The sequence below is a fragment of the Actinomadura barringtoniae genome, from assembly GCF_017573505.1.
GTDB classification, from domain to species: Bacteria; Actinomycetota; Actinomycetes; order Streptosporangiales; family Streptosporangiaceae; genus Spirillospora; species Spirillospora barringtoniae.
This window is the reverse complement of the sequence record NZ_JAGEOJ010000001.1, coordinates 126533-148374: the sequence shown is the minus strand read 5'-3', so window position 1 is coordinate 148374 and position 21842 is coordinate 126533. Positions and strand designations below refer to the sequence as shown.

The window sequence follows — 21842 nt, the reverse complement described above, 5'->3', positions numbered from 1 at the left end:
GGCGACGATCCCGTCGGAAGCCACGGGGCCGGCCCGAGCGGAGGAATTGCCTGATGAGGTTCCACGACATGTTCATCGCGTCCGCGGGAATGCACCTTCCTCCCAAGCGCACCCTGGACGAGGCCATCGCGCGCGGCGAGGCCGACGAGTCCGACCGGGAGGAGCTCTCGGTCACCGCCGTGCGCGTGGCGGGGTCGACGCCCGCCGCCGACCTGGCGGTCCGCGCGACCAGGGAGGTGGTCGAACGGGCCGGGGCGCAGGCCGCCGGTGACGTCGACGCGTTCTTCTACGTCACGGGCTGGCACCAGGGCCCGGAGGGCTGGTCGCCGCAGTTCTACGTGCTGCGCCACGGCCTGGGCCGCGACATTCCGGCGTTCGAGGTGCGGCAGGGGTGCAACGGCTTCGTCGCCGCGCTGGAGCTGGCCGCCAGCTACCTGCTCGCGTCCCCGGACCGGACGGCCGCGCTGATCGCCGCCGCGGAGAACTTCGAGACGCCGCTGGTGGACCGCTGGCACTCGAGCCCGGCCAGTGCCTTCGGGGACGGGGCCACGGCGCTGATGCTGTCCAGGCGGGAGGGTTTCGCCCGGCTGCTCGCCGTCACCCTGACCTCGATCACCGAACTCGAGGAGTCCGACCGCTACGGCGAGGAGATGCACCCGCCCGGCATCACCCTCGGCGTGATGGCCGACCACCGGATCCGGGCGCGCCGCTACATCGACAGCTTCACCACCGGGATGCCGCCCCTGTTCATGCTGCTGCCCGCCGCGATGACCAAGACCATCGAGCAGTGCGCCGCGGACGCGGGCATCAAGGTCACCGACATCAAGCGGGTCTGCCACGTCAACGTGAACGACGGCTTCCTCAAGCGCTTCGTTCTCGAGCCGCTCGGCCTCGACCCGACCATCGGCACGATGGACTTCGGCCGCCAGAACGGCCATATGACCGCGAGCGACACGGTCGCCTCGTTCACCCACCTCGTCGAGACGCGGCAGGTGGGGCCCGGCGACCACGTGCTGCTGTTCACCAGCGCGCCCGGGCAGTCGATCGCCTGCGCGCTGATCCGGATCGACGAGGACCCCGGCTGGCACGTGCCGGCCGAGGGCCGCTAGCGCTCCGCCTCCCCGGTGCCGGGAACCTACCTCCAGGAGTGTCCAATGCGTGTTTTGTTCGCCGCCACGTGGCCGACCCACTGGCAGCCGATGGTGCCGCTCGCGTGGGCGCTGAACGCCGCCGGTCACCAGGTGCGCGTCGCGGTCCCGCCCCGGCACGCCGAGGTGGTGGCGCGCTCCGGGCAGATCGCCGTCCCGGCCGGATCGCGGGACGTGGACATCGCCGAGATCCACAAGCGCGAGGTCCTCCCGCTGATGGGAAAGGTGCGGGAGGAGAGCGAGGGCGCGGTGACCGAGCTCCGCAAGCGCCGCACCCGCGCCTCGATCGGCATCTACGAGCAGGTCGCGGAGGCCATGGCGCACGACACCGTGGCCTTTGCCGAGAAGTGGCGGCCGGATCTCGTTGTCTACGAGCCGACCGCGTTCGTCGGGCCGATGGTCGGTGAGGTGTTCGGCGTCCTCGCGGCCAGGCACCTGTGGGGCCCGGACGGCACCTCCGCCGGCCCGGGCCGCGGCGGACGGCTGGAGAGCGAGGCGCTGGACGCGCTGGCCTCGCAGTTCGGCGTGCCGACCTTCGACAACCGCGGCGACGTGACCATCGACCCGTGCCCGGCCAGCCTGCAGCCGCAGATCGAGTGCAGGCGGCTGCCGATGCGGTACGTGCCGTACAACGGCGCGATACGGCGGCCACCGGCGCCGCTTCCCGACCCGGTCAAGCCGCGGATCGCCGTGAGCTGGGGCGTCTCGACGTTCGCGCTCACCGGCGGTGAGGCTTTCCTGGTGCCGCAGGTGCTGGAGGCGCTGCGCGGGCTCCCGATCGAGATCGTCGTGGCCGCGCGGCAGGATCATCACCACCTGGTGGCCGCGCCGGGCGTCGAGCCGCGCGTGGTGGAGATGGAGCTGCGCCTGCTGCTGCCCACCTGCGACGGGCTCATTCACCAGGGCGGCGGCGGCACGTTGCTCACGGCGGCCGCGTGCGGCGTACCGCAACTGGTGATTCCGCAAATGCCCGACCAGCGGTTCAGCGCGCGCCAGCTCGCGAGCGCCGGTGCCGCACGCGTCGTTCCGGCGGACGAATTCGATGTCGAGTCCGTTCGGAAGCAGGCGCTTGCTTTGCTCGATGACGACGACCTGAAGGCCGGCGCCGAACGCCTGCGGGATGAGAATTCCAGCCGCCCGAGTCCAGCCGCGGTGGTGTCGGAACTCGAGAAGATCATCGGCTGACATGTCATCTGACGGCCTTTCGCAGGTCGCGTCGAACTCCAACCCGCCTCCAGCCCGCCTTGAGGCCGCTCAACCAGTATCTCGCTCAGTACAGGTGCCGTTCTGACCGGCGGTGCCAGCCCGGAAAGACCGAAAAGAATGACCGGAAAGAAGGGCGAACGCGCCATGAACCGGACCTTGATCGTCGCCCGGCTCGACCCGGGGCCCGCGGAATCGATCGCGGAACTGTTCGCCGAGTCGGACGCGACGGAACTGCCTCACATGGTCGGCGTTTCCCGCCGCACCCTGTTCCGTTTCCACGACCTGTATTTCCACCTCGTCGAGGCCGACGAGGAGATCACGCCGAACCTTTACGAGGCCCGCAAACACCCCCTCTACACCGGCCTGAGCGACGCGCTCCAGAACCACGTGCGGCCGTACGACCCGAACTGGAAGGAGCCCAAGGACGCGATGGCCGAGCCCTTCTACGTCTGGGAGAACAACCGGTCGGGCGGTAACGGCCGATGAACGAGCGCAGAGTCGTCGTCACCGGGATGGGCGTCGTCGCGCCGGGAGGCGTCGGCACCAAGGCGTTCTGGGAGCTGCTGACCGATGGCCGCACCGCGACCCGGACGATCAGCCTCTTCGACGCCTCCGGCTTCCGGTCCCGCATCGCCGCCGAGGTCGACTTCGACCCGGCGCACGAGGGGCTGTCCCCGCAGGAGATCCGCCGGATGGACCGGGCGGGGCAGTTCGTCGTGGTCTGCACGCGCGACGCCCTGGCCGACGCCGGCCTGACGCCGGACGACCTGCCCGCCTCGCGCACCGGCGTGAGCATCGGCAGCGCCGTCGGCTGCACGACCGGCCTGGAGGAGGAGTACGTCGTGCTCAGCGACGGCGGCCGCAACTGGCTGGTCGACCACGAGTACGGCGTGCCGCACCTGTACGGCTACATGGTGCCGAGCACGCTCGCCGTGGAGGCAGCGTGGGCGTGTGGCGCGGAAGGCCCGGTGGCGCTGATCTCCACCGGGTGCACCTCCGGCCTGGACTCGGTCGCCCACGGAGCCCGGCTGATCCAGGAGGGCTCGGCGGACGTGATGATCGCCGGTGCCACCGACGCGCCGATCTCGCCGATCACCTCGGCGTGCTTCGATGCCATCCGCGCGACCTCCCCGCGCAACGACGACCCCCACCACGCATCCCGGCCGTTCGACGCCAGCCGCGACGGCTTCGTGCTGGGGGAGGGGTCGGCGGTCTTCGTCCTGGAGGAGCTGTCCCGGGCCCGCGCCCGCGGCGCGCACATCTACGGCGAGATCGCCGGGTTCGCCGGCCGCAGCAACGCCTACCACATGACCGGCCTGAAGCCCGACGGCCGTGAGATGGCCCTGGCCATCGACGCGGCGATGCGGCAGGCCGAGATCAACCCGTCGGACGTGGACTACATCAACGCCCACGGCTCCGGCACCAAGCAGAACGACCGGCACGAGACGGCGGCGTTCAAGCGCAGCATCGGCCACCGCGCCTACGAGGTGCCGGTGAGCTCGATCAAGTCGATGGTCGGCCACTCGCTCGGCGCGATCGGCTCGATCGAGATCGCCGCGTCGCTGCTGGCCATCGAGCACGACACGGTCCCCCCGACGGCCAACCTGAACGAGGCCGACCCCGAATGCGACCTGGACTACGTGCCGCGCACGGCGCGCGAATGCCCCGTGGACACGGTGGTGACGGTCGGCAGCGGCTTCGGGGGATTCCAGACCGCGATGGTGCTCGCCGACCCGGAAAGACGGAGGACATGAACGCGACCCGTACCGCGTCGGAACGTTCCGACGCAGCGTCCCTCGTCGCCGACGCTGCCACGCGTGCGGTCGGGGCGGCGGTCGTCACCGGCATCGGCGCGGTCGCGCCGGGCGGCATCGGGACCGAGGAGGTCTGGGCCGCCGCGATCGAGGGCCGCATGAGCATCGGGCCGCTGACGCGCCTGCCGGAGAACGACTATCCGCTGCGCGTGGCCGGCGAGGTGCGCGAGTTCGAGGCCAAGGGCCGGGTGCCGAGCAGGCTGTCGGTCGAGACCGACCGCTGGACGCACCTGAGCCTGGTGGCCGCCGAGATGGCGCTCGCCGACGCCGAGGCCGACCTGGACTCGCTGCCCGCCGACGAGATGGCGGTGGTCACCGCGAGCTCGTCCGGCGGCACCGAGTTCGGGCAGCGGGAGATCGAGCGGCTCTGGTCGTCGGGCCCGAGCCACGTGGGCGCCTACCAGTCGATCGCGTGGTTCTACGCGGCGAGCACCGGCCAGATCTCCATCCGGCATGGCATGAAGGGCCCGTGCGGCGTGATCTGCACGGAGGAGGCGGGCGGCCTGGACGCGCTGGCCCAGGCGCGGCGCAACCTGCGCGACGGCGCGCGGCTGGTGGTCACCGGTGGCACCGACGCCTCGCTGTGCCCGTACGGCGTGGTGGCGCAGCTCAGCAACGGCCTGCTCAGCACCGAGTCCGACCCGCAGCGCGCCTACCAGCCGTTCAGCGTGGAAGCGGGCGGCTACGTGCCCGGCGAGGGCGGCGCCATGGTGGTCGTCGAGGACGAGCAGGGCGCCGACGAGCGCGGTGCGCCGCGCCGCTACGGCGAGATCGCCGGGTACGGCGCCTCGTTCGACCCGCCGCCGGGCAGCGGCCGGCCGCCGACGCTGCGCGCCGCCATCGACAGGGCGCTGGCCGACGCCGCGATCACCGCGGCGGACGTCGACGTGGTCTTCGCCGACGCGCTCGGCGTCCCGGAGGCCGACCGGCTCGAGTCCGAGGCGATCGGCGCGGTGTTCGGCGAACGCGGCGTCCCCGTGACCGCGCCGAAGGCCGGGACCGGGCGGCTGTACGCGGGCGGCGGTGCCCTCGACGTGATGCTCGCGCTGCTGTCGATCCGCGACGGCGTGATCCCCGCGACGCCGGGCTCGGCGGAGCTTGCGGACGACTGCCCGATCGACCTGGTCAGGGGCGGCCCCCGCGAACGAACGGTCCGGACCGCGCTCGTGCTCGCACGTGGTCACGGAGGTTTCAACTCGGCCCTGGTCGTACGGGCCCGTCGGTAGAGGAGAACCGATGTCCAACCTCACGCTGGAGACCCTCAAGCAGCTCATGCGGAACTGCGGGGTCAGCGAAGACACCGATCTGGACAGCGACATCACGCGGGTGACCTTCGAGGAGCTCGACTACGACTCGCTCGCCCTGCTCCAGATCCTCGCGCAGATCGAGAACAGGTTCGGCCTCCGGCTCTCGGAGGACGACCTGGACAAGATGCGCACCCCCGAAGAGCTTCTGAACTTCGTCAACGGCCTACTGATTGGAGCCTGAACGATGGCGGCGCACACCGAATCAGAGATCGTCATCGCCGCGCCGATGCAGGTGGTGTGGGACATCACCAACGACGTGGCGAACTGGCCTGATCTCTACAGCGAGTACTCCGCGGCCGACATCCTGTCGCGCGAGGGCGACACGGTGACGTTCCGGCTCACCATGCACCCCGACGAGGACGGCAACGTCTGGAGCTGGGTCTCCGAGCGGACCTCCGACCCCGCGACGCGGACCGTGAAGGCGCACCGCGTGGAGACCGGGCCGTTCGACTTCATGAACATCCACTGGGAGTACAGCGAGGTCGACGGCGGCGTGCTGATGCGCTGGGTCCAGGACTTCCACATGAAGCCGGCCGCGCCGGTGGACGACGACACGATGGCCGCCAACATCACCCGCAACAGCAAGATCCAGATGGCGCTCATCAAGGAGAAGGTCGAGAAGGCGGCCGCGGACATGGCGACGGCGGGTGACGCGCGATGACGCTCAACGGACGCAACGCGCTGGTCACCGGCGGCACCCGCGGCATCGGCCGGGCCATCGTGCTCGCGCTCGCCGAGGCGGGCGCCAACGTCGTGACGTGCTACCGGCAGGAGTCGGACGCGGTGGACCTGCTCCGCAAGGAGCTGGCCGTGACGGCGGGGGAGCACCACGTGCTGAAGGCGGACGTGGGGGAGCAGGCCGAGCTGGCCGAGTTCGTCCGCGCGGCCGCCGCGCACCTGGGCACCGTCGACATCGTGGTGCACAACGCCGGCGCCATCACCCACGTCCCGTTCGACAAGCTCTCCCTGGAGGGCTGGAACCGGGTGGTCGACACCAACCTGACCGCCGCGTTCCAGCTCACGCAGGAGGTCATCCCGGCGCTGTCGGAGAGCGCCTCCATCATCTACGTCGGGTCCAAGGTCGCCATGGTCGGCGTGCCCATGCGGGCGCACTACACCGCCGCCAAGGCGGGCATGGTCGGCCTCGCGCGGTCGCTGTCCAAGGAGCTCGGCGCGCGCGGGATCAGGGTGAACGTGGTGGCCCCGGGGATCATCGACACCAGCGACCCGGACCGCATGCCGCCGGAGGAGTACAACGCGATGCAGGAGCGGCTGGACGCCTACCGCAAGCGCGTCCCGCTCGGCCGCCTCGGCCGGTCCGAGGACATCGCGGCCGCCGTGCTGTTCCTCAGCGGCGACGGCGCGGCCTTCATCAACGGCGAGACCCTGAACGTCGACGGCGGGATGTGAGATGAGCGACCAGGTTTTCCGCGTGATGCTCCGGATGGAGATCAAGCCGGGCATGGGCGAGCAGTTCGAACGGGTCTGGACCGAGGTCGGGAACGTCATCACCGACCACCCGGCCAACCTCGGGCAGTGGCTGCTGAAGAACGCCGAGGACGAGAACGTCTACCACATCATGAGCGACTGGGTGGACGAGCCGCTGTTCCGCGAGTTCGAGACCAGCGACCAGCACCTGGAGCACCGCACCAAGCTGCACCCCTACCGTTCCGGCGGCTCGATGACGACGGCGCACGTCGTCGTCCAGCTCCAGGGCGCCGCGGCCGGGGTGGCCGGGCGATGAGCGCCGACCAGCAGGCCCGGCCGGCTGACCAGCAGAGCCGGCCGGCTGACCAGCAGAGCCGGCCGGCGCTGCCGACGACCCCCGTCAGGGTGGTCGTCTGGTACCGGGCTCCGAGCAGCGACGCCGCCGCCGTGGAGACCGCGTACCACGAGGTCAGCCGGACCCTGGAGGGAACGCCCGGCCTGCTCAGCAACGAACTGCTCAGGTCGGCGACCGACAAGGCGTCGTTCGCCGTCATGAGCCACTGGGAGAGCGGCCAGGCGTTCGACACCTGGGAACGCGGACCGTCGCACCAGGCCAGCACCGCGCCGCTCGTTCCCTACCTGGACCGGGCCCCGGACCGCAGGTTCGAGCTGTACGAGGTCACGGCCGCGTACTGACGCACCGGTCCGAGACAGCCGCTCCCCTCACTACCCACGAACGCAGGAAGCGGGAGACAAGCATGGGCGGAAACGCCGTCGCCGCCGACCAGGAGCAGAACGGCCACGAGCGGACCGGCCACGAGCAGAGCGACTGGCTCGTGTGCCGGGGCTGCCGCGGCCTCATCTATCGCAGGAGGTTCGCCGACTCGCTGTCGGTCTGCCCGAGCTGCGCGCACCACGCGCGGCTGCCGGCGCACGCCCGGCTGGAGGCGCTCCTCGACCCGGACTCGATCCGGCCGCTGGCGGCCGTGCCCGCCCCCACGCCGTTCGACCCGCTGGAGTTCGTCGACACGGTGCCCTATCCCGAACGGGTCGCCGCGGCCCGGGCGCGTACCGGGCTGGACGAGGCCGTGGTCTGCGCCGAGGGCAGGATCGAGGGCCACGAGGTCGTGGTCGCGGTCATGGACTTCGACTTCTTCGGCGGCAGCCTCGGGTCGGCGACGGGCGAGCTGATCACGCGCGCCGCCGAGGTCTCGCTCGCCAGGCGCGTGCCGTTCCTGGTCGTCACGGCCTCGGGCGGGGCGCGCATGCAGGAGGGCCTGTTCTCGCTGATGCAGATGGCCAAGACCGCGCAGGTCTTCGCCGAGCTCGACGAGGCGGGCGTCCTCAGCGTCGTCCTCATCACCGACCCGACCTACGCGGGCGTCGCGGCGTCGTTCGCCTCGCTCGGCGACGTCCTGATCGCCGAGCCGGGCGCCCGGATGGGCTTCGCCGGCCGGCGGGTGATCGAGCAGACGATCGGTGAACGGCTGCCGGCCGACTTCCAGACCGCCGAGTTCCTGTTCGGGCACGGCCTGATCGACGCGATCGGGTCGCGGCAGCAGCACCGGGCGATGCTCGGGCGGCTGTTCTCGCTGCGGCAGGACGCGGTGGCCGCGCCCGAGGCGGTGCCGGGCGCGATCGTGACCGACCCGGCCCGGCTGCCAGAGCACGAGGCGTGGACCGCGGTGCAGCGCGCCCGCGACCTCGGCCGGCCGACCACGCTGGAGTACGTCAGCTACCTGCTCGACGGCTTCCTCGAACTGCACGGCGACCGGATCGGCGGCGACTGCCCGGCGATCGTCGGCGGCATCGGCCACTTCGCCGGGATGCCGATCATGCTGATCGGTCACCAGAAGGGCCACTCCACCGCCGACCTGCTGGCCCGCAACTTCGGCCGCGCCACCCCCGAGGGGCACCGCAAGGCCGCCCGGCTCATGCGGATGGCCGCCAAGCTCGGGCTCCCCATCGTCACGCTGATCGACACTCAGGGCGCCGAGCCCGGGATCAGCGCCGAGGAGAACGGCCAGGCCATCGCGATCGCCGAGAGCCTGCGGCTGATGTCGGGCCTCCCGGTCCCGATCGTGGCGGTCGTCACCGGCGAGGGCGGCAGCGGTGGCGCGCTCGCCCTCGGCGTCGCCGACCGCGTGCTGGCCCTGGAGAACGCCGTCTATTCGATCATCAGCCCCGAGGGCTGCGCGGCGATCCTGTGGCACGACGCGTCGCAGGGACCCCGCGCCGCCGCCGCGCTGCGGGTGACCTCCCGCGAGCTGCTGCGGCTCGGGCTGGTCGACGGCGTCGTCCCCGAACCGCAGGACGGCACCCAGACCGACCCGGCGCTCGCCGCCCAATACCTGCGCGACGCCATCACGTCCGCGCTTTCCGAGCTTGTCGGCCGCGACCCGGCCGACCTGGTCAACAGCCGCCGTGCCCGCTTCAGGCGCATCGGTTCCGACGCATACCTGTGACCTGAGGAGGTACGGGGTGTTCTCAACGATTCTGATCGCCAACCGTGGCGAGATCGCGCTCCGCGTTCTGCGAACCTGCCAAGAACTCGGTATCCGCACCGTCGTCGTCTACTCCGCCGCCGACCGTGACTCGCCCGCGGTCGCACTCGCCGACCAGGCCGTCCTGATCGGGCCGCCGTCGGCCAAGGACAGCTACCTCAACATCCCCGCCGTCATCGAGGCCGCGCTCGCCACGGGCGCGGAGGCCGTTCACCCGGGCTACGGCTTCCTGTCCGAAGACCCCTACTTCTCCGAGATCTGCGAGAAGAACGGCCTGGTCTTCATCGGCCCGCCGTCCGACGTGATCGCGATGCTCGGCGACAAGGCCCGCGCCCGCGCCGTCATGTCCGACGCCGGCCTGCCGGTGTTCCCCGGCAGCCGGCACACGCTGGACAACGCCGGCGAGGCCCTCGCCACCGCCATCGAGATCGGTTTCCCGGTCATCATCAAGGCCGCCGCGGGCGGCGGCGGGCGCGGCATGGGCGTCGTCCACCGCCGGAGCGACTTCATGCGCGTGTACGCCGACACCCGGGCGCACGCGCAGGCGATCTTCGGTGACAGCCGCGTCTACATCGAGCGGTTCTGCGAGACCGCGCGGCACGTGGAGATCCAGATCCTGTGCGACGCGTACGGCAACGGCGTCCACCTGGGCGAGCGGGACTGCTCGGTCCAGCGGCGCCACCAGAAGCTGATCGAGGAGACCCCCTCGCCGGGGCTCCCGACCGAGCTCACCGCCCGGATGGGCGCCGACGCGGTGCGCGGCGCGCTCGCGGCGGGGTACGTGGGCGCCGGGACGATGGAGTTCATCGTCGACCAGGACGGCTCGTACCACTTCATGGAGATCAACTGCCGGATCCAGGTCGAGCACCCGGTCACCGAGATGGTCACGGGCCTGGACCTGGTCCGCGAGCAGCTCCTGGTCGCCTCGGGCGAGCCGCTCAGCCTCCGGCAGGAGGACCTGGTCCCGTCCGGGGTCGCGGTCGAGTGCCGGATCAACGCCGAGAACCCCTCGCGCGGCTTCATGCCGACCCCCGGCCAGCTGACCTCGTTCGTCCCGCCGGGCGGCCCGTTCGTCCGGGTCGACTCGCACGCCTTCACCGGCTACCGCATCGGCCCGGACTACGACTCCCTGCTCGCGAAGATCATCACGTGGGCGCCGGACCGTGACCAGGCGCTCGCCCGCATGGACCGCGCGCTCGCCGAGATGCGGGTGGAGGGCGCGCGCGTGCACACCACCCGTCCGCTGCTGCGCGAGATCCTCGCGCACCCGCTCTTCCGCGACGCCAAGCACACCACGTCCCTCGTCGACCAGATGCTCGGCGACGGCGTCACCCGCTAGCCCCGCGAACTGCCGGCAGCCACGAACGCCGGCAGCCACAACCGCCAGCGGCGACGACCGCTGGCAGTACGGACCGCCAGAACCCATTCAGTGAGCGGCCGGCCGGAACGGCCGGCCGCTCTTTTCGACCGGGCCATCAAGGCCGCCCCGCAACCCGTGAAGTCAGGAGAATCATGATGATCCGCAGAAAGCACGTCCGCTCGGGCCTCGCCGCCGCCGCGCTCGCGGTGATGATTCCGCTCGCGACCCCGGCGATCCCGTCCGCCGCCGCGAAGGTGGCGCCCCCGCCGCCGCAGGTGCCGATCGAGCTGAACACGGACGGCTTCACGATCCCGGGGGCCAACCCGCGGCCCGGCGGCTACATCACCTTCCAGGTGAGCACGACGGTGGCGGAGGGCCGCTGGCTCGCGCTGCTGCGGCCGCGGCCGGGCGTCGGCATCGAACAGGTCATGAAGGACTTCGCCGACGGCGCGTCCAACGACCCGGCGACGCGGGCGGCCGGGATCCGCGCCGAGTACCGCGACACCGACTTCTTCGGCGGTGCCGCGGTCTACCCCGGCAGCCCCGAGGCGCTGACCCAGTACCTCACCGAGGGCCGGTACTACCTCGTCGAGACGTCGGCGGCGGACACCTCGGTCGTCCAGACGCTCGACATCACCTCCGAGGTCACCCCGGCCACGCCGCCGCGCCCGCAGATCGTCATCGACGTGGGCGGGCGCGACCGGGCGCACTTCAGCGGCGTGCCGACCCACATCCCGCAGCACGCGACGATCCTCTACCGGAACCACTACAAGCAGCCCGAGGAGGCCATCTTCGTCGGGATCAAGCCGGGTGAGACGCACGAGTCGGTGCAGGCCTACTTCGACGCGCAGCAGGCCGGCCAGCCGCTCCCGCCGAACCCGTTCATGCGGTCGGGGGGCGGGACGCCGCCGATCTCGGCGGGCCGCACCGTTCGCATTCAGGTGAACATGCCGCCCGGAGATTACAGCCTCCTGTCATTTCTGTACGACGCGGACACTCTCGTGAAACAGGCGTACCAAGGGCTGCACGCCGAACTCCAGGTGTGCACAAGGAGTGACGGCTAGACGAGCGTACATTTCGCGTGACCGATACACGCATATGTGCATTGAGTGACGGGCCATCGGCTGTGCGCTTTGTAGCACCTGTGGACAAGTGTGCGCAATGCGTTACCAGTAGACATGCTACTCATCCAATGCTACGCTGATATAACAACGGGAATCGCATGAATTGGCCGAGGCGGGAAGGGGTTGGTCACATGCGTTTCGGGGTCCTAGGGGCTCTGGTTCTCGCTACAGATGGAGGAGAATTGACGCTGTCTGCACCAAAGCTGCGCAGCGTGCTTTCACTGCTTTTGGTGAACAGTAACCACGTCACCCAAAGCGCGTCGCTCATAGACGAACTCTGGAGCGACAAACCTCCTATGAGTGCGGTCACGACCCTTCAGACTTATGTCTATCAGCTCCGCAGAATCCTCGGAGACGCGGAATCCGGTGCCGATCGAATGCTGGTGACAAGATCCGCCGGCTACGAAGGACGGATTCCGCCCGAGGCCATCGACCTCTGCCATTTCGAAAACCTCGCCAAGCAGGGCTCTGACGCCCTGCTGGCGGGGGAACCACTCCGCGCCTCCGAGGTGCTCCGCGAGGCACTCGACCTGTGGCGCGGTCCCGCGCTCATCGATGTGCCTCGCGGGCAGCTCCTCGAAGCGCAAGCGATCATGATGGAGGAGAACCGGCTGAACGCGCTGGAAATGCGCATCGACGCCGATCTCCAGCTCCGCCGGCACCGTGAGGTCATCAGCGAACTCAAGGGACTCATCGCCGGCAATCCCCTCAGTGAAGCCTTCTACTCACGGCTGATGCGCGCGCTCTACCTGTCGAACCGGCGGGACGAGGCGCTCGAGGCCTACCGCAAGCTGCACCGGACGCTGGCCGCCGAGCTCGGGCTCGAACCCTCCCGGCCGATCCAGCAGCTGCACCACGCGCTCCTCGCCGACGATCCAGCCAGCGAGGACCCGACCCTGGCCGAGCCCGGTGAGCCGCACGAGTCCACCACCCTGGTGGCACCACGGCAGCCACCGCCGCCGGCGGAGCTCCCACCCGACATCGGGGACTTCGTCGGGCGCGGCGTCGCGCTGAAGCAAATTCGCGACGCCCTGGAGGCGACCGAAGGCGGCCAGGCCACCAGGATCGTCGGCATCACCGGGATGCCGGGGGTCGGCAAGAGCGTGCTCGCCGCGCACATCGGCCACCAGATCAGGACCAGGTTCGACGGCGGCCAGCTGTGGATCAACCTCGGGGGATCCACGCTGAACCGCGCCGACCCGGGCGACGTGCTCGCCTCGGTGCTGCGCACGGTGGGGTTCGACGATGGATCGATCCCACGGTCCACCGACGAAAGGGCCAGGCTGTTCCGTACCTGGAGTGCCAGCCGCAAGCTGCTGGTCTTCTTGGACGACGCGTTTGGAGCGCTACAAGTCCGGCCCCTGCTCCCCACCGGGCCGGAAAGCGCTGTCATCATCACGAGCAGGCTCCCGATCTATGGCCTGGGCGCGTCCGAGATCGTGCATCTCGCCGGTTTCGACATGATGGAGGGTATGGAACTCCTGGCCAGGATCGCCGGCCGGGACAGAGTGGCGCGGGAACCGCAGTCCGCCCAGGAGATCGTCACCATGTGCGACGGACTTCCGCTGGGCATAAGAATCTCCGGGGAACGGCTCGCGGTGGCCAGGCATTGGACCATCACGCGTTTCGCGAAACGGTTCGCCGACGAGGAGAATCGTCTCGCGGAACTGAGCTGCGGGGATTCGGATCTGCGCTCTCGTTTTCATCACACGTTCCACGGACTGGACGAGGAGGCGAGCCATGTCCTGCGCCTGCTGGCCGCCCATCGGCGGTGCGTCACCGCCGACACGGTGGCGAGCATGGCGGGCATCGGCGCCGCCAACGCGGAACGGCTGCTCTCCCATCTGGCGAGCGCGGGCCTGGTCATCGTTTCCGAGAACGGGATCGACGGTCCGTTCCTCTACCGGGTGCCGGAACTCGCGGGCCTTTACGCGACCGAACTGGCCGGAACGAGACCGAAGGGCGGGCCCCAGTTCGACCTGGGCGTGATGACGTCCTGGTCCGGCCTGCCCAAGGGCGAGGCGGAACTGCAGCCCGTGACTCACACCCAAGAGGCGACGGATGTCTGAGGCAGGCAGGTCCGGGGAGGAGGCGGCCGGGGAGAAGACGGCCGTCCTGATCGTGGGCGGTGGGCTGACCGGGCTCAGCGCCGCGATCTTCCTCGCCCGGCACGGGACCCCGGTGATCCTGGTCGAACGGCACGAGGGCGCGCTGATCCATCCGCGGGCGCGGACGGTCAACCCGCGCACGGCCGAGCTGTTCCGGCAGGTCGGGCTCGAGCGGGAGATCCAGTCCGCCCGCGCGTTCACCGGCGGCCGGGTCATCGTGCACTGCGACACGCTCGCCGGGCCCGAGGCGCGCTCCAGCCAGATGGAGCCGCCGGAGGAGACGAGCCTGGTGAGCCCGTGCTCGTGGATCGCCATCGGCCAGGACAGGCTGGAGGTGATCTTGCGGGCCGGGGCGGAGCGCCTCGGCGCCGACGTCAGGTTCGGCACGGAGCTCACCGGCTTCGAGTCCGACGACGACGGGGTGACCGCCCGGATCAGGGATCTGCCGTCGGGGAGAGAGTCGGTCGTCGCGGCCCGGTTCCTGGTGGTGGCGGACGGGGCCAAGAGCCCGATCCGCCGGCGCATGGGCATCCCCGTGCACGGCGCCGGCATGCTCGGGCACACGGTGACGTTCGTCTTCGAGGCGGACCTCTCCGAGGCGCTGCGCGGCCGTCCGGTCGGGCTGTGCCACCTCGGGAAGCCGAGCCCGGGCGTCGTCCTCATGCCGCACGACGGCGACAACCGGTGGCTCATCAGCTTCCCCTTCGCACCCGACAAGAGCGACCGGCCGGAGACCTTCACTCCGGAGCACGCCGCGTCGCTCGTCCGAGCCGCCATCGGGCTGCCCGATCTCGAGGTCGAGATCGTTCCTCAGCTCGCCGACGGCACCACCAACCTCGACTACGACATCGCGGCGTTCGTCGCGGAGCGGTTCCGCGACGGGCCCGTCTTCCTGGCCGGGGACGCGGCGCACTCGATGCCCCCGGCCGGGGCCTTCGGGTCCGGGACCGGCATCCAGGACGCGCACAACCTGGCCTGGAAGCTCGCGGCGGTGGTGGCCGGCCGGGCCACCACCGCCCTGCTGGACACCTACGAGGCCGAACGGCGCCCGGTCGCGCTGTTCACGGTCGAGCAGGCGACGGTCAAGCGCGAGGTGAACGCGGGCCGCGCGTCCGACGAGGTACGCCGGAGGCTGCACCCCTCATTCCGGGTGATCTTCGGCTACCGCTACCCCGTGGACGCGGGACAGGGGCAGGGACAGGGATCGGGACCGGACGGGGACGGCGATGCCGAGTCCGTCGGGCTGCTCGACGGGCTGCCGGGCACGCGCGCACCGCACGCGTCCGTCGGTTTCGGCGGCAGCACCGCCTCGACCATCGACCTGTACGGCCAGCGGTTCGTCGCGCTGACCGGCCGGGACGCGGCGCCGTGGGCGGACGAGCTGGAGTCGGCGTTCGCGGGCCTCGGGATCGACGTCGACGTCTACCGGCTGGGCGCCGACCTGGCCGACCCGGACGATGCGTGCGCCGGGGCGTACCGGATCGGCGCGGAGGGCGCCGTGGTGGTCCGTCCCGACGGCATGGTCGCCTGGCGCACCGCCCGTTCCGCCGGTGAGGCGGAACGGCAGGAGCTGCGCGAAGCCATCGCGCGGCTGATGTGCCCTGAGCAGACCGTGCCGGTATAGCGCACGAGAGAAGCGGGCCGGGTCAGCCAGACCCGGCCCGCTTTTCACGTTCCTCCCGCTTTTCACGTTCCTCCATGCGCTACCAGGAGATCGGCAGCTTCTCGGGCCTGCGGATCATGCCGCCGAGCCGCCACGGCACCTCGTCCAGCGGAACGGCGAGCCGCAGGCCGGGCAGCCGCGACAGCAGCGTGCGGAGGGCGACCGACAGCTCGGCGCGGGCGAGCTGGCTGCCCAGGCAGCGGTGCGGCCCGTGCCCGAACGCGAGATGGGGATTGTGGTCGCGCGTGACGTCGAGCCGGTCGGGCTCGTCGAAGACCGCGCCGTCGCGGTTCGCCGAGGTGGTGGACGGCAGGACGGCTTCCCCCTCCCGGACCGCCGTCCCGCCGAGCTCGATGTCCCGCGTCGCGACCCGGATCGTGCCGCCGCTCACCGCGATGGGCGTGTAGCGCAGCAGTTCCTCGACGGCGCTCGGGAGCACCTCGGGCCGGGAGCGCAGGATCTCCAGCTGATCCGGGTGGCGGAAGAGAGCGACCACGGCGCCCGCGATCAGGCTGGCGGTCGTCTCGTAGCCGGCGATCAGCAGCGTCACGGCGAGCGTGACCAGTTCGCCCTCGGTCAGGCGTTCCTCGCTGCGGGCCCGCACCAGGTCGCTCAGCAGGTCGTCGGCGGGGTCCTCCCGCCGCGCCGCGATCAGCTCGGCGAAGTAGGCCTTGAGCTGCCGCTCGGCCTCCGCGACGGTCTCCGGGTCGCGCCCGGTCGTCGCCAGGTAGGCGATCGACCAGGTCCGGAAGCGCTCGAAGTCGCTTGCCGGGACGCCGAGAAGCTCCGCGATGACGCCCAGCGAGAGCGGCTCGGCGAACCCGTTGACCAGGTCGGCGGGCTGCCCCGCCGCCATCAGGTCGTCGATCAGCTCGGCCGCGCGCTTCTCGATGCGCGGCGTCAGCGCCGCCACCCGCTGGGTGGTGAACGCGCGCAGGACGAGCTTGCGCAGCCGGGTGTGCTCCGGCGGGTCCATCGTGGTCATCGACTCGGTGTCGAGCGGGATGCGCCGGATCCTGGGCGCCCCGGGCTTGGCGGCCGCGGCGCGGCTGAGCCAGGGGCTCGCGAGAAGCTCGCGGTTGTCGGCATGCCGGGTGACCAGCCACGCGTGGTCCCCGGTCGGCAGCGTGACCCGGGCGACCGGCCGGGCCTCCCGCAGCTCCCGGAAGACCGGCGACGGCTCGAACGGCACCGGAATGGCGGGTGGAAATTCGATGTCGGTGGTCAATTCTTGGTCTTCTGGCACGAGTATAACGATCCATCAATGGCCTCGAGGATCGCTTGAACGCGAGTCGGACGTGCGTATTCACAGCTATCGAGCCCAGTCCCGGAACGATAAAATTCGCTTTGTGTGTAGTGGATAATCAAGGCGCCGAGAATCCGGGAGCATGGCCATGGAGTCCAGCACGGTACTGATTATTGGCGGCAGTCTGGTGGGCCTTGCCCAAGCCGTTTTCCTCGCGCAGCACGGTGTGGAGACCGTTCTGGTCGAACGCCGTGGCCGGGTCTCGCCGCATCCGCGGGCCCGGGGGATCAACCCCCGCACGATGGAACTGCTCGAGCAGGCCGGCGTGGGGGAGGAGCTCCGCGCGACCGAATCCGCCCGGGCACTCGCGCACAATTCGGGGATCGTGGTCGCCGGCACCCTCGCGGGCCCGGAGATCACGCGGCTGGAACGCGCGTATTTCATGGACACCGACGCGGACTATTCCGATTACACCCCGTCCTCGTGGTGCCTGTGCCACCAGGACGAGGCGGAGGCCGTGCTCGCCGAGCGTGCCCGCGCGCTCGGCGCCGATCTGCGCTTCGGCACCGAGGCCGACGGCTTCTGGCAGGACGCGGAGGGCGTCACCGTGACCCTGCGCGACGCCGAGACGGGCACCGAGCGGCCGTTCCGCTGCGACTACCTGGTCGCGGCCGACGGTGCCGGCGGCGACACCAGGGAGCGGCTCGGCATCGGCACGACGGGTCAGGGCACGCTCGGCCACTTCCTCAACATCTCCTTCCGCGCCGACCTGCGGGAGGCGCTCCGCGACCGCCGGTTCGTGATGTGCTACCTGAACGCGCTGGAGGAGCGCGCTGCGCTGCTGCCGGTGAACAACGCCGACCGCTGGCTGCTGCACGTCGCCTGCCCGCCCGACGAGGCCCGCGCCAAGACCACAGATTCCGACGAAGCCGGCCCGGGGGGTGTGGGGGGTCGTCCCCCCTCGAGAAGTACCGAGCAGTGCACCGATCTGGTGCGCCGGGCGACCGGCGTGCCCGACCTGGAGGTCACGGTCGAGGCCGCGATCCCGTGGGAGTCGGCGGGCCGGGTGGCCGAACGGCTCCAGGAGGGGCGGATCTTCCTGGTGGGCGACTCCGCGCACGTCATGCCGCCGAGCGGCGCGTTCGGCTCGAACACCGGCATCCAGGACGCCTACAACCTGGCGTGGAAGCTCGCCGCCGTGCACCGCGGCCACGCGGGCGCGGACCTGCTTGCGACCTACGACGCCGAACGCCGGCCGGTCGCGGCCCGTACCGTCGAGCAGGCCGTCCTGCGCTCGAACGACCGGCCGCGCGTCGCCGCCGGGCAGCAGGAGGAGGCGGAACGGCCGCTGCTGTCCGACCCCGACGTGATCTTTGGCTACACCTACCCGGACGCGCCGGGAACGCGTGCGCCCCACGTCGTGCTCCAGCGCGACGGTGCGCAGATCTCCACCGTCGACCTCTTCGGGCGGGACTTCGTGCTGCTCGCCGGATTCGGCGGTGAGGCCTGGATCGACGCCGCCCGCGACGCCGCGCAGGACCTGGGCGTCGAGCTGACCGCCTACGGGGTCGCCGAGACCGGGGAACGGCCGCGTGCGGACATCGACGTCGTCGACGACCCGGCCGGACGCTGGCGCGACGCCTACGAGGTCGGCCAGGCCGGGGCCGTGCTCGTGCGCCCCGACGGGTTCGTGTGCTGGCGGTCGGCGGACGCCGCGCCGGGCGACGAACGGAAGATCCTCGGCGACGCCCTCGCCGTCGTCACGCACCGCGCCCAGACCGCGCAGGCCGCCCAGACCGCGCAGGCCGCGCAGGCCGCCCAGACCGCCGGGAGCGGCAGGTGACGGCGTACGGCAGGGCCCTGGTGACGGGCGCGTCGAGCGGGCTCGGCAGCGCGTTCGCCGAGCACCTCGCCGCGCAGGGCGCCTCGCTCGTCCTGGTCGCCCGCCGCGAGGACAAGCTCGAAGAACTCGCCCGGACGCTGCGGGAGCGGCATTCGGTGCAGGTCACCGTCATGCCCGCCGACCTCACCGACCCGGTCGCGCTCGCCGAGGTGGAGCGGCGCCTCGCCGACACCGGCGAGCCGGTCGACCTGCTGATCAACAACGCCGGGATGCTGGGGATCGTCGGCCCGTTCGGCATGAGCGAGGCCGACGCCGGGCAGGCCTCGATCGAGCTGAACGTGCTGCCCGTCATCCGGCTCTCCAACGCCGCCGTCCCGCAGATGGCGCGGCGCCGCCGCGGCGGGATCATCAACGTGGGCTCGGCGGCGGCGTTCTACAACGCGCCCGGAGCGGCGGTCTACACGGCGGCGAAGAACTTCATCACCAGCTTCAGCGACGTCCTGGGCGCCGAGCTCCGGCCGCTGAACGTGAACGTGCTCGCGCTGTGTCCCGGAGCGACCCGTACCCCGCGCGGGATCTCGACCGGCAGCCGCATCGGCCGGGTGTACGAGGCCTCCTGGGTGGTCGAGGAGGCGCTGAAGGCGCTGGACGCCGGCCGCGCCGTCTGCGTCCCCGGCACCCAGTACAAGTTCAAGGTGTTCGTGGCCCGGCACGCGCCGCGCCGCCTGCGCGAACGCGTCCTCTTCCGCGGCTGGGGCGGGGAGATGGCAGCCAAGCTCGCCGACTCGCTGGAGAAGTTGGAGAAGGAGCCACAGGAGCAGCCGCCGGTCGTCCGTTAAGACCGGCCGGTAAAGCCCGGCCGAAAGAACGTGGCCCCCGTGGTCCGGATCACCGGACCACGGGGGCCACGTCTTACCTCCCGCTCTTACCTGTCGTCCTGGAGCTCCCCGACCACCGCGGCGTCAAGGTCGCCGAAGCCCTGCGCGAGCACCTGCTCGTAGCGCGCGGCGACCTGGGCGGTGACGGGCATGGCCACGCCGGCGCCGTTGGCGTTGTCCAGCGCCAGCCGCAGGTCCTTCAGCATGAGCTTGGACGAGAACGCCGCGGGCTCGTACTTGCGCTCCTTCATCAGCGCGGCACGGAACGCCATGACCAGCGAGCTGAAGCCGCTGTTGGCGATCTCGGTCAGCAGCATCTCGCGGTCCAGGCCCGCCCGTTCGCCGAACGTCACGGCCTCCGCGAGCGAGGCGGTCTGCGCGCCGATCAGCTGGTTGAACGCGAGCTTCATCGTCGAGGCCAGACCGAGCTCCCCGACGTGCCTCACCTGGTTGGCGAGGGCGTCGAGCACCTCCCGTACGGGCTCGGCGTCCGCGCCGTCGCCGGCCGTGAACATCCGCAGCTTCCCGGTCCCGGCCAGCATCGGGTTGCCGAGCAGGCACAGCTCGACGTAGTGGGCGCCGACCGCGCCGAGCCGTTCCGCCGCCTCGTGCGCGAACGAGGGGGAGACCGTCGAGGCGCCCAGCACGAACGCGCCGTCGCGCAGCCGCTGCAGCGCGTCCTCGAACAGGACCGCCCGCACGGCGTTCTCGTCGGCGAGGCTGACGAGCACCACCTCGGCCTCCGCGACCGCCTCGGCGGCGGTGTCGGCGACGCACGCGCCCGCGTCGCCGAGCGGCTTGGCGGCCGACCGGGTGCGGTTGTAGACGTGCACCGGGAAACCGGTGTTGACCAGGTGGGAGGCCATCTGGCCGCCCATGTTGCCGAGCCCGAGCAAAGCCACCCGGGTCTTGCGCGCCGCTTCGGCCATCTCAGATACCCCCGTCCACCTGCAGGGTCGCGCCCGTGAGGTAGCGCGACAGGTCGCTGGCCAGGAACAGCACGACGCCCGCGACATCGTCGGACGTGGCGAACCTGCGCAGCGGCGTCATGGCCAGGATCTGCTGCCGCACGGGCTCGGGCATCCCGCCGCCACCGCCACCGTCACCGCCAGGCTCGTCCTCGACGAAGCCGGGGGTCACCACGTTCACGCGGATGCCGTTCGGCCCGAGCTCCTTGGCCATCGAACGGGTCAGCCCGATGATCGCCGCCTTGGACGCGCTGTAGGCGGCGCGCATCGGCACGCCCCGCAGGGCCGCCGCGCCGCCCATGTTGATCACCGATGCGCCCTGTGACAGCAGCGGCAGCATGCCCTGCGTCACGGTGAACATCGAGCGCAGGTTGGTGTCCCGCACGCGCGCCCAGTCCTCGAGCGACGTCCGCTCGATCGGGCCCGCCTCGTCGATGCCGACGTTGTTGACCACGATGTCGAGGCCGTCGCCGTTCTCGCGGCAGCGGTCCGCGAGCGCGGCCACGTCCTTCTCGCCGGTCACGTCGGCCTGGACGACCTGATGCCTGCCGGTCCCGAGTCCCTTCAGCTCGTCGCGCAGGTCATCGGCCTCCGCGCCGCTTCGATAGCAGGTGGTGACGTTGGCGCCGTTCTCGGCCAGCGCCGTCACGATCGCCCTGCCGATCCCGCGAGTGCCCCCGGTCACCAGGGCGTTCTTTCCGTCGATCTGGAGATCCATCGTTGCCTCCTGAGCAGCCGCCTCAGCCGGCGGCGGCGATCGCGATGTTGAGGACGAACGCGGCGCCGGCGAGGCCGGTGCGAAGCCAGTGCCACCGTCGCCATACGGGTCGCGGGTCGTCCCACTGCGGCTCCAGCGCCGCCTGCGGGCTGGTGCCGTTGACCCTCTTGTTGATCGGTACGTTCAGCAGGTGCGAGACCCCGGCGACCGCCAGCATGAGGACGGCGGCGGTCGGGCCGAGCGCCGCCGCCCCGGGCGATCCGTCGTTCAGCCCCGCCAGCGCCGCGTCGGCGACCACCGTCGCCAGGACGACCACCGGCATGGTCGGGTCCCAGTTGCGGCCGAGCAGCCGGTTGACCTCGATGTAGCGGGCGCCGTCCATGTCGCGCAGCGCGGGGACGATGCTGATGGCCACGGCGACGAACACGCCGGTCGTGATGCCGCTGCCGAGCAGTGCCACTGAGTCGAGAACGGTTCTCACCATGTTCGCGGCCTTTCACCGGTGTCGTGGTCGGGTACGGTCACTG

General features: G+C 71.1%; 21 protein-coding genes. 17 read left to right on the top strand and 4 right to left on the bottom strand.

The features are described from left to right. Window positions 1–53: 53 nt before the first annotated feature. The 15 genes from J4573_RS00655 (at window position 54) to J4573_RS00585 (ending at window position 15623) form a co-directional block, all read left to right on the top strand. Window positions 54–1109, top strand: coding sequence for a ketoacyl-ACP synthase III family protein (locus J4573_RS00655; protein ID WP_208253204.1), 1056 nt, complete (start codon window positions 54–56; stop codon window positions 1107–1109). A 45-nt stretch (window positions 1110–1154) separates the two neighbouring features. After that, window positions 1155–2333 (top strand): nucleotide disphospho-sugar-binding domain-containing protein, encoded by a 1179-nt coding sequence (locus J4573_RS00650; RefSeq protein ID WP_208253203.1) that lies wholly within the window; start codon window positions 1155–1157, stop codon window positions 2331–2333. Between the two features lie 138 nt (window positions 2334–2471). After that, window positions 2472–2840: a TcmI family type II polyketide cyclase gene (locus J4573_RS00645; protein WP_243772275.1), complete on the top strand. Its 369-nt coding sequence runs from the start codon at window positions 2472–2474 to the stop codon at window positions 2838–2840. Next, the gene (locus J4573_RS00640; protein ID WP_208253202.1) at window positions 2837–4108 is read left to right on the top strand and encodes a beta-ketoacyl-[acyl-carrier-protein] synthase family protein; all 1272 of its coding nucleotides are present in this window, start codon (window positions 2837–2839) and stop codon (window positions 4106–4108) included. Before J4573_RS00645 ends, J4573_RS00640 begins: the two co-directional genes overlap by 4 nt. After that, entirely contained in the window at window positions 4105–5394 is a 1290-nt protein-coding gene (locus J4573_RS00635; protein WP_208253201.1) for a ketosynthase chain-length factor, read from the top strand. Before J4573_RS00640 ends, J4573_RS00635 begins: the two co-directional genes overlap by 4 nt. Before the next feature lie 10 nt (window positions 5395–5404). After that, on the top strand, window positions 5405–5656 hold the full coding sequence (locus J4573_RS00630; RefSeq protein ID WP_208253200.1) for an acyl carrier protein: 252 nt from the start codon (window positions 5405–5407) through the stop codon (window positions 5654–5656). A 3-nt stretch (window positions 5657–5659) separates the two neighbouring features. Further along, a complete protein-coding gene (locus J4573_RS00625) occupies window positions 5660–6136 on the top strand; it encodes an SRPBCC family protein (RefSeq protein ID WP_208253199.1) in 477 nt (158 codons plus the stop codon). Then, a complete protein-coding gene (locus J4573_RS00620) occupies window positions 6133–6885 on the top strand; it encodes an SDR family NAD(P)-dependent oxidoreductase (RefSeq protein ID WP_208253198.1) in 753 nt (250 codons plus the stop codon). Before J4573_RS00625 ends, J4573_RS00620 begins: the two co-directional genes overlap by 4 nt. Window position 6886: 1 nt before the next feature. Further along, window positions 6887–7219, top strand: coding sequence for an antibiotic biosynthesis monooxygenase family protein (locus J4573_RS00615; RefSeq protein ID WP_208253197.1), 333 nt, complete (start codon window positions 6887–6889; stop codon window positions 7217–7219). Continuing rightward, window positions 7216–7599, top strand: a complete 384-nt coding sequence (locus J4573_RS00610; protein ID WP_208253196.1) for an antibiotic biosynthesis monooxygenase family protein — start codon at window positions 7216–7218, stop codon at window positions 7597–7599. Before J4573_RS00615 ends, J4573_RS00610 begins: the two co-directional genes overlap by 4 nt. 62 nt (window positions 7600–7661) lie before the next feature. Next, a complete protein-coding gene (gene accA, locus J4573_RS00605; protein WP_208253195.1) occupies window positions 7662–9368 on the top strand; it encodes an acetyl-CoA carboxylase carboxyltransferase subunit alpha/beta in 1707 nt (568 codons plus the stop codon). Between the two features lie 16 nt (window positions 9369–9384). Further along, window positions 9385–10746 carry an acetyl-CoA carboxylase biotin carboxylase subunit gene (locus J4573_RS00600; RefSeq protein ID WP_208253194.1) on the top strand — a complete coding sequence of 454 codons (1362 nt, stop codon included), beginning with the start codon at window positions 9385–9387 and terminating at the stop codon, window positions 10744–10746. Between the two features lie 173 nt (window positions 10747–10919). Beyond that, the gene (locus tag J4573_RS00595) at window positions 10920–11831 is read left to right on the top strand and encodes a hypothetical protein (protein ID WP_208253193.1); all 912 of its coding nucleotides are present in this window, start codon (window positions 10920–10922) and stop codon (window positions 11829–11831) included. 158 nt (window positions 11832–11989) lie between these two features. Then, window positions 11990–13960: an AfsR/SARP family transcriptional regulator gene (locus tag J4573_RS00590; protein WP_307796429.1), complete on the top strand. Its 1971-nt coding sequence runs from the start codon at window positions 11990–11992 to the stop codon at window positions 13958–13960. Next, window positions 13953–15623, top strand: a complete 1671-nt coding sequence (locus J4573_RS00585) for an FAD-dependent oxidoreductase (protein WP_208253191.1) — start codon at window positions 13953–13955, stop codon at window positions 15621–15623. Before J4573_RS00590 ends, J4573_RS00585 begins: the two co-directional genes overlap by 8 nt. A gap of 79 nt (window positions 15624–15702) precedes the next feature. Here J4573_RS00585 and J4573_RS00580 read toward each other — a convergent pair whose 3' ends face one another. Further along, a complete protein-coding gene (locus J4573_RS00580; RefSeq protein WP_208253190.1) occupies window positions 15703–16890 on the bottom strand; it encodes a cytochrome P450 in 1188 nt (395 codons plus the stop codon). Window positions 16891–17056: 166 nt separating this feature from the next. Between J4573_RS00580 and J4573_RS00575 the strand changes: the two genes are divergently transcribed. Beyond that, window positions 17057–18751: an FAD-dependent monooxygenase gene (locus tag J4573_RS00575; protein ID WP_208253189.1), complete on the top strand. Its 1695-nt coding sequence runs from the start codon at window positions 17057–17059 to the stop codon at window positions 18749–18751. Next, window positions 18748–19590 (top strand): SDR family NAD(P)-dependent oxidoreductase, encoded by an 843-nt coding sequence (locus J4573_RS00570; protein ID WP_208253188.1) that lies wholly within the window; start codon window positions 18748–18750, stop codon window positions 19588–19590. The genes J4573_RS00575 and J4573_RS00570 overlap by 4 nt, the downstream gene beginning before the upstream one ends. Before the next feature lie 86 nt (window positions 19591–19676). On the opposite strand, the gene J4573_RS00565 is transcribed toward J4573_RS00570, so the two are convergent. Genes J4573_RS00565 through J4573_RS00555 form a run of 3 tightly spaced genes read right to left on the bottom strand, consistent with a single transcriptional unit; the run spans window position 19677 to window position 21799 of the window. Continuing rightward, on the bottom strand, window positions 19677–20558 hold the full coding sequence (locus tag J4573_RS00565; protein WP_243772274.1) for an NAD(P)-dependent oxidoreductase: 882 nt from the start codon (window positions 20556–20558) through the stop codon (window positions 19677–19679). A gap of 1 nt (window position 20559) precedes the next feature. Beyond that, window positions 20560–21315, bottom strand: coding sequence for an SDR family NAD(P)-dependent oxidoreductase (locus tag J4573_RS00560; protein WP_208253186.1), 756 nt, complete (start codon window positions 21313–21315; stop codon window positions 20560–20562). 22 nt (window positions 21316–21337) lie between these two features. Further along, complete coding sequence (locus J4573_RS00555; protein WP_208253185.1) at window positions 21338–21799, bottom strand: anthrone oxygenase family protein; 462 nt, start codon at window positions 21797–21799, stop codon at window positions 21338–21340. Between the last annotated feature and the right edge of the window lie 43 nt (window positions 21800–21842).

What these genes read in the sequence shown, in the direction of transcription:
- J4573_RS00655 (WP_208253204.1), top strand. Translation starts at nt 54, where the DNA reads ATGAGGTTCCACGACATGTTCATCGCGTCCGCGGGAATGCACCTTCCT.
- J4573_RS00650 (WP_208253203.1), top strand. Translation starts at nt 1,155, where the DNA reads ATGCGTGTTTTGTTCGCCGCCACGTGGCCGACCCACTGGCAGCCGATG.
- J4573_RS00645 (WP_243772275.1), top strand. Translation starts at nt 2,472, where the DNA reads ATGACCGGAAAGAAGGGCGAACGCGCCATGAACCGGACCTTGATCGTC.
- J4573_RS00640 (WP_208253202.1), top strand. Translation starts at nt 2,837, where the DNA reads ATGAACGAGCGCAGAGTCGTCGTCACCGGGATGGGCGTCGTCGCGCCG.
- J4573_RS00635 (WP_208253201.1), top strand. Translation starts at nt 4,105, where the DNA reads ATGAACGCGACCCGTACCGCGTCGGAACGTTCCGACGCAGCGTCCCTC.
- J4573_RS00630 (WP_208253200.1), top strand. Translation starts at nt 5,405, where the DNA reads ATGTCCAACCTCACGCTGGAGACCCTCAAGCAGCTCATGCGGAACTGC.
- J4573_RS00625 (WP_208253199.1), top strand. Translation starts at nt 5,660, where the DNA reads ATGGCGGCGCACACCGAATCAGAGATCGTCATCGCCGCGCCGATGCAG.
- J4573_RS00620 (WP_208253198.1), top strand. Translation starts at nt 6,133, where the DNA reads ATGACGCTCAACGGACGCAACGCGCTGGTCACCGGCGGCACCCGCGGC.
- J4573_RS00615 (WP_208253197.1), top strand. Translation starts at nt 6,887, where the DNA reads ATGAGCGACCAGGTTTTCCGCGTGATGCTCCGGATGGAGATCAAGCCG.
- J4573_RS00610 (WP_208253196.1), top strand. Translation starts at nt 7,216, where the DNA reads ATGAGCGCCGACCAGCAGGCCCGGCCGGCTGACCAGCAGAGCCGGCCG.
- accA (WP_208253195.1), top strand. Translation starts at nt 7,662, where the DNA reads ATGGGCGGAAACGCCGTCGCCGCCGACCAGGAGCAGAACGGCCACGAG.
- J4573_RS00595 (WP_208253193.1), top strand. Translation starts at nt 10,920, where the DNA reads ATGATGATCCGCAGAAAGCACGTCCGCTCGGGCCTCGCCGCCGCCGCG.
- J4573_RS00590 (WP_307796429.1), top strand. Translation starts at nt 11,990, where the DNA reads ATGAATTGGCCGAGGCGGGAAGGGGTTGGTCACATGCGTTTCGGGGTC.
- J4573_RS00585 (WP_208253191.1), top strand. Translation starts at nt 13,953, where the DNA reads ATGTCTGAGGCAGGCAGGTCCGGGGAGGAGGCGGCCGGGGAGAAGACG.
- J4573_RS00575 (WP_208253189.1), top strand. Translation starts at nt 17,057, where the DNA reads ATGGAGTCCAGCACGGTACTGATTATTGGCGGCAGTCTGGTGGGCCTT.
- J4573_RS00565 (WP_243772274.1), bottom strand. Translation starts at nt 20,558, where the DNA reads ATGGCCGAAGCGGCGCGCAAGACCCGGGTGGCTTTGCTCGGGCTCGGC.
- J4573_RS00560 (WP_208253186.1), bottom strand. Translation starts at nt 21,315, where the DNA reads ATGGATCTCCAGATCGACGGAAAGAACGCCCTGGTGACCGGGGGCACT.
- J4573_RS00555 (WP_208253185.1), bottom strand. Translation starts at nt 21,799, where the DNA reads ATGGTGAGAACCGTTCTCGACTCAGTGGCACTGCTCGGCAGCGGCATC.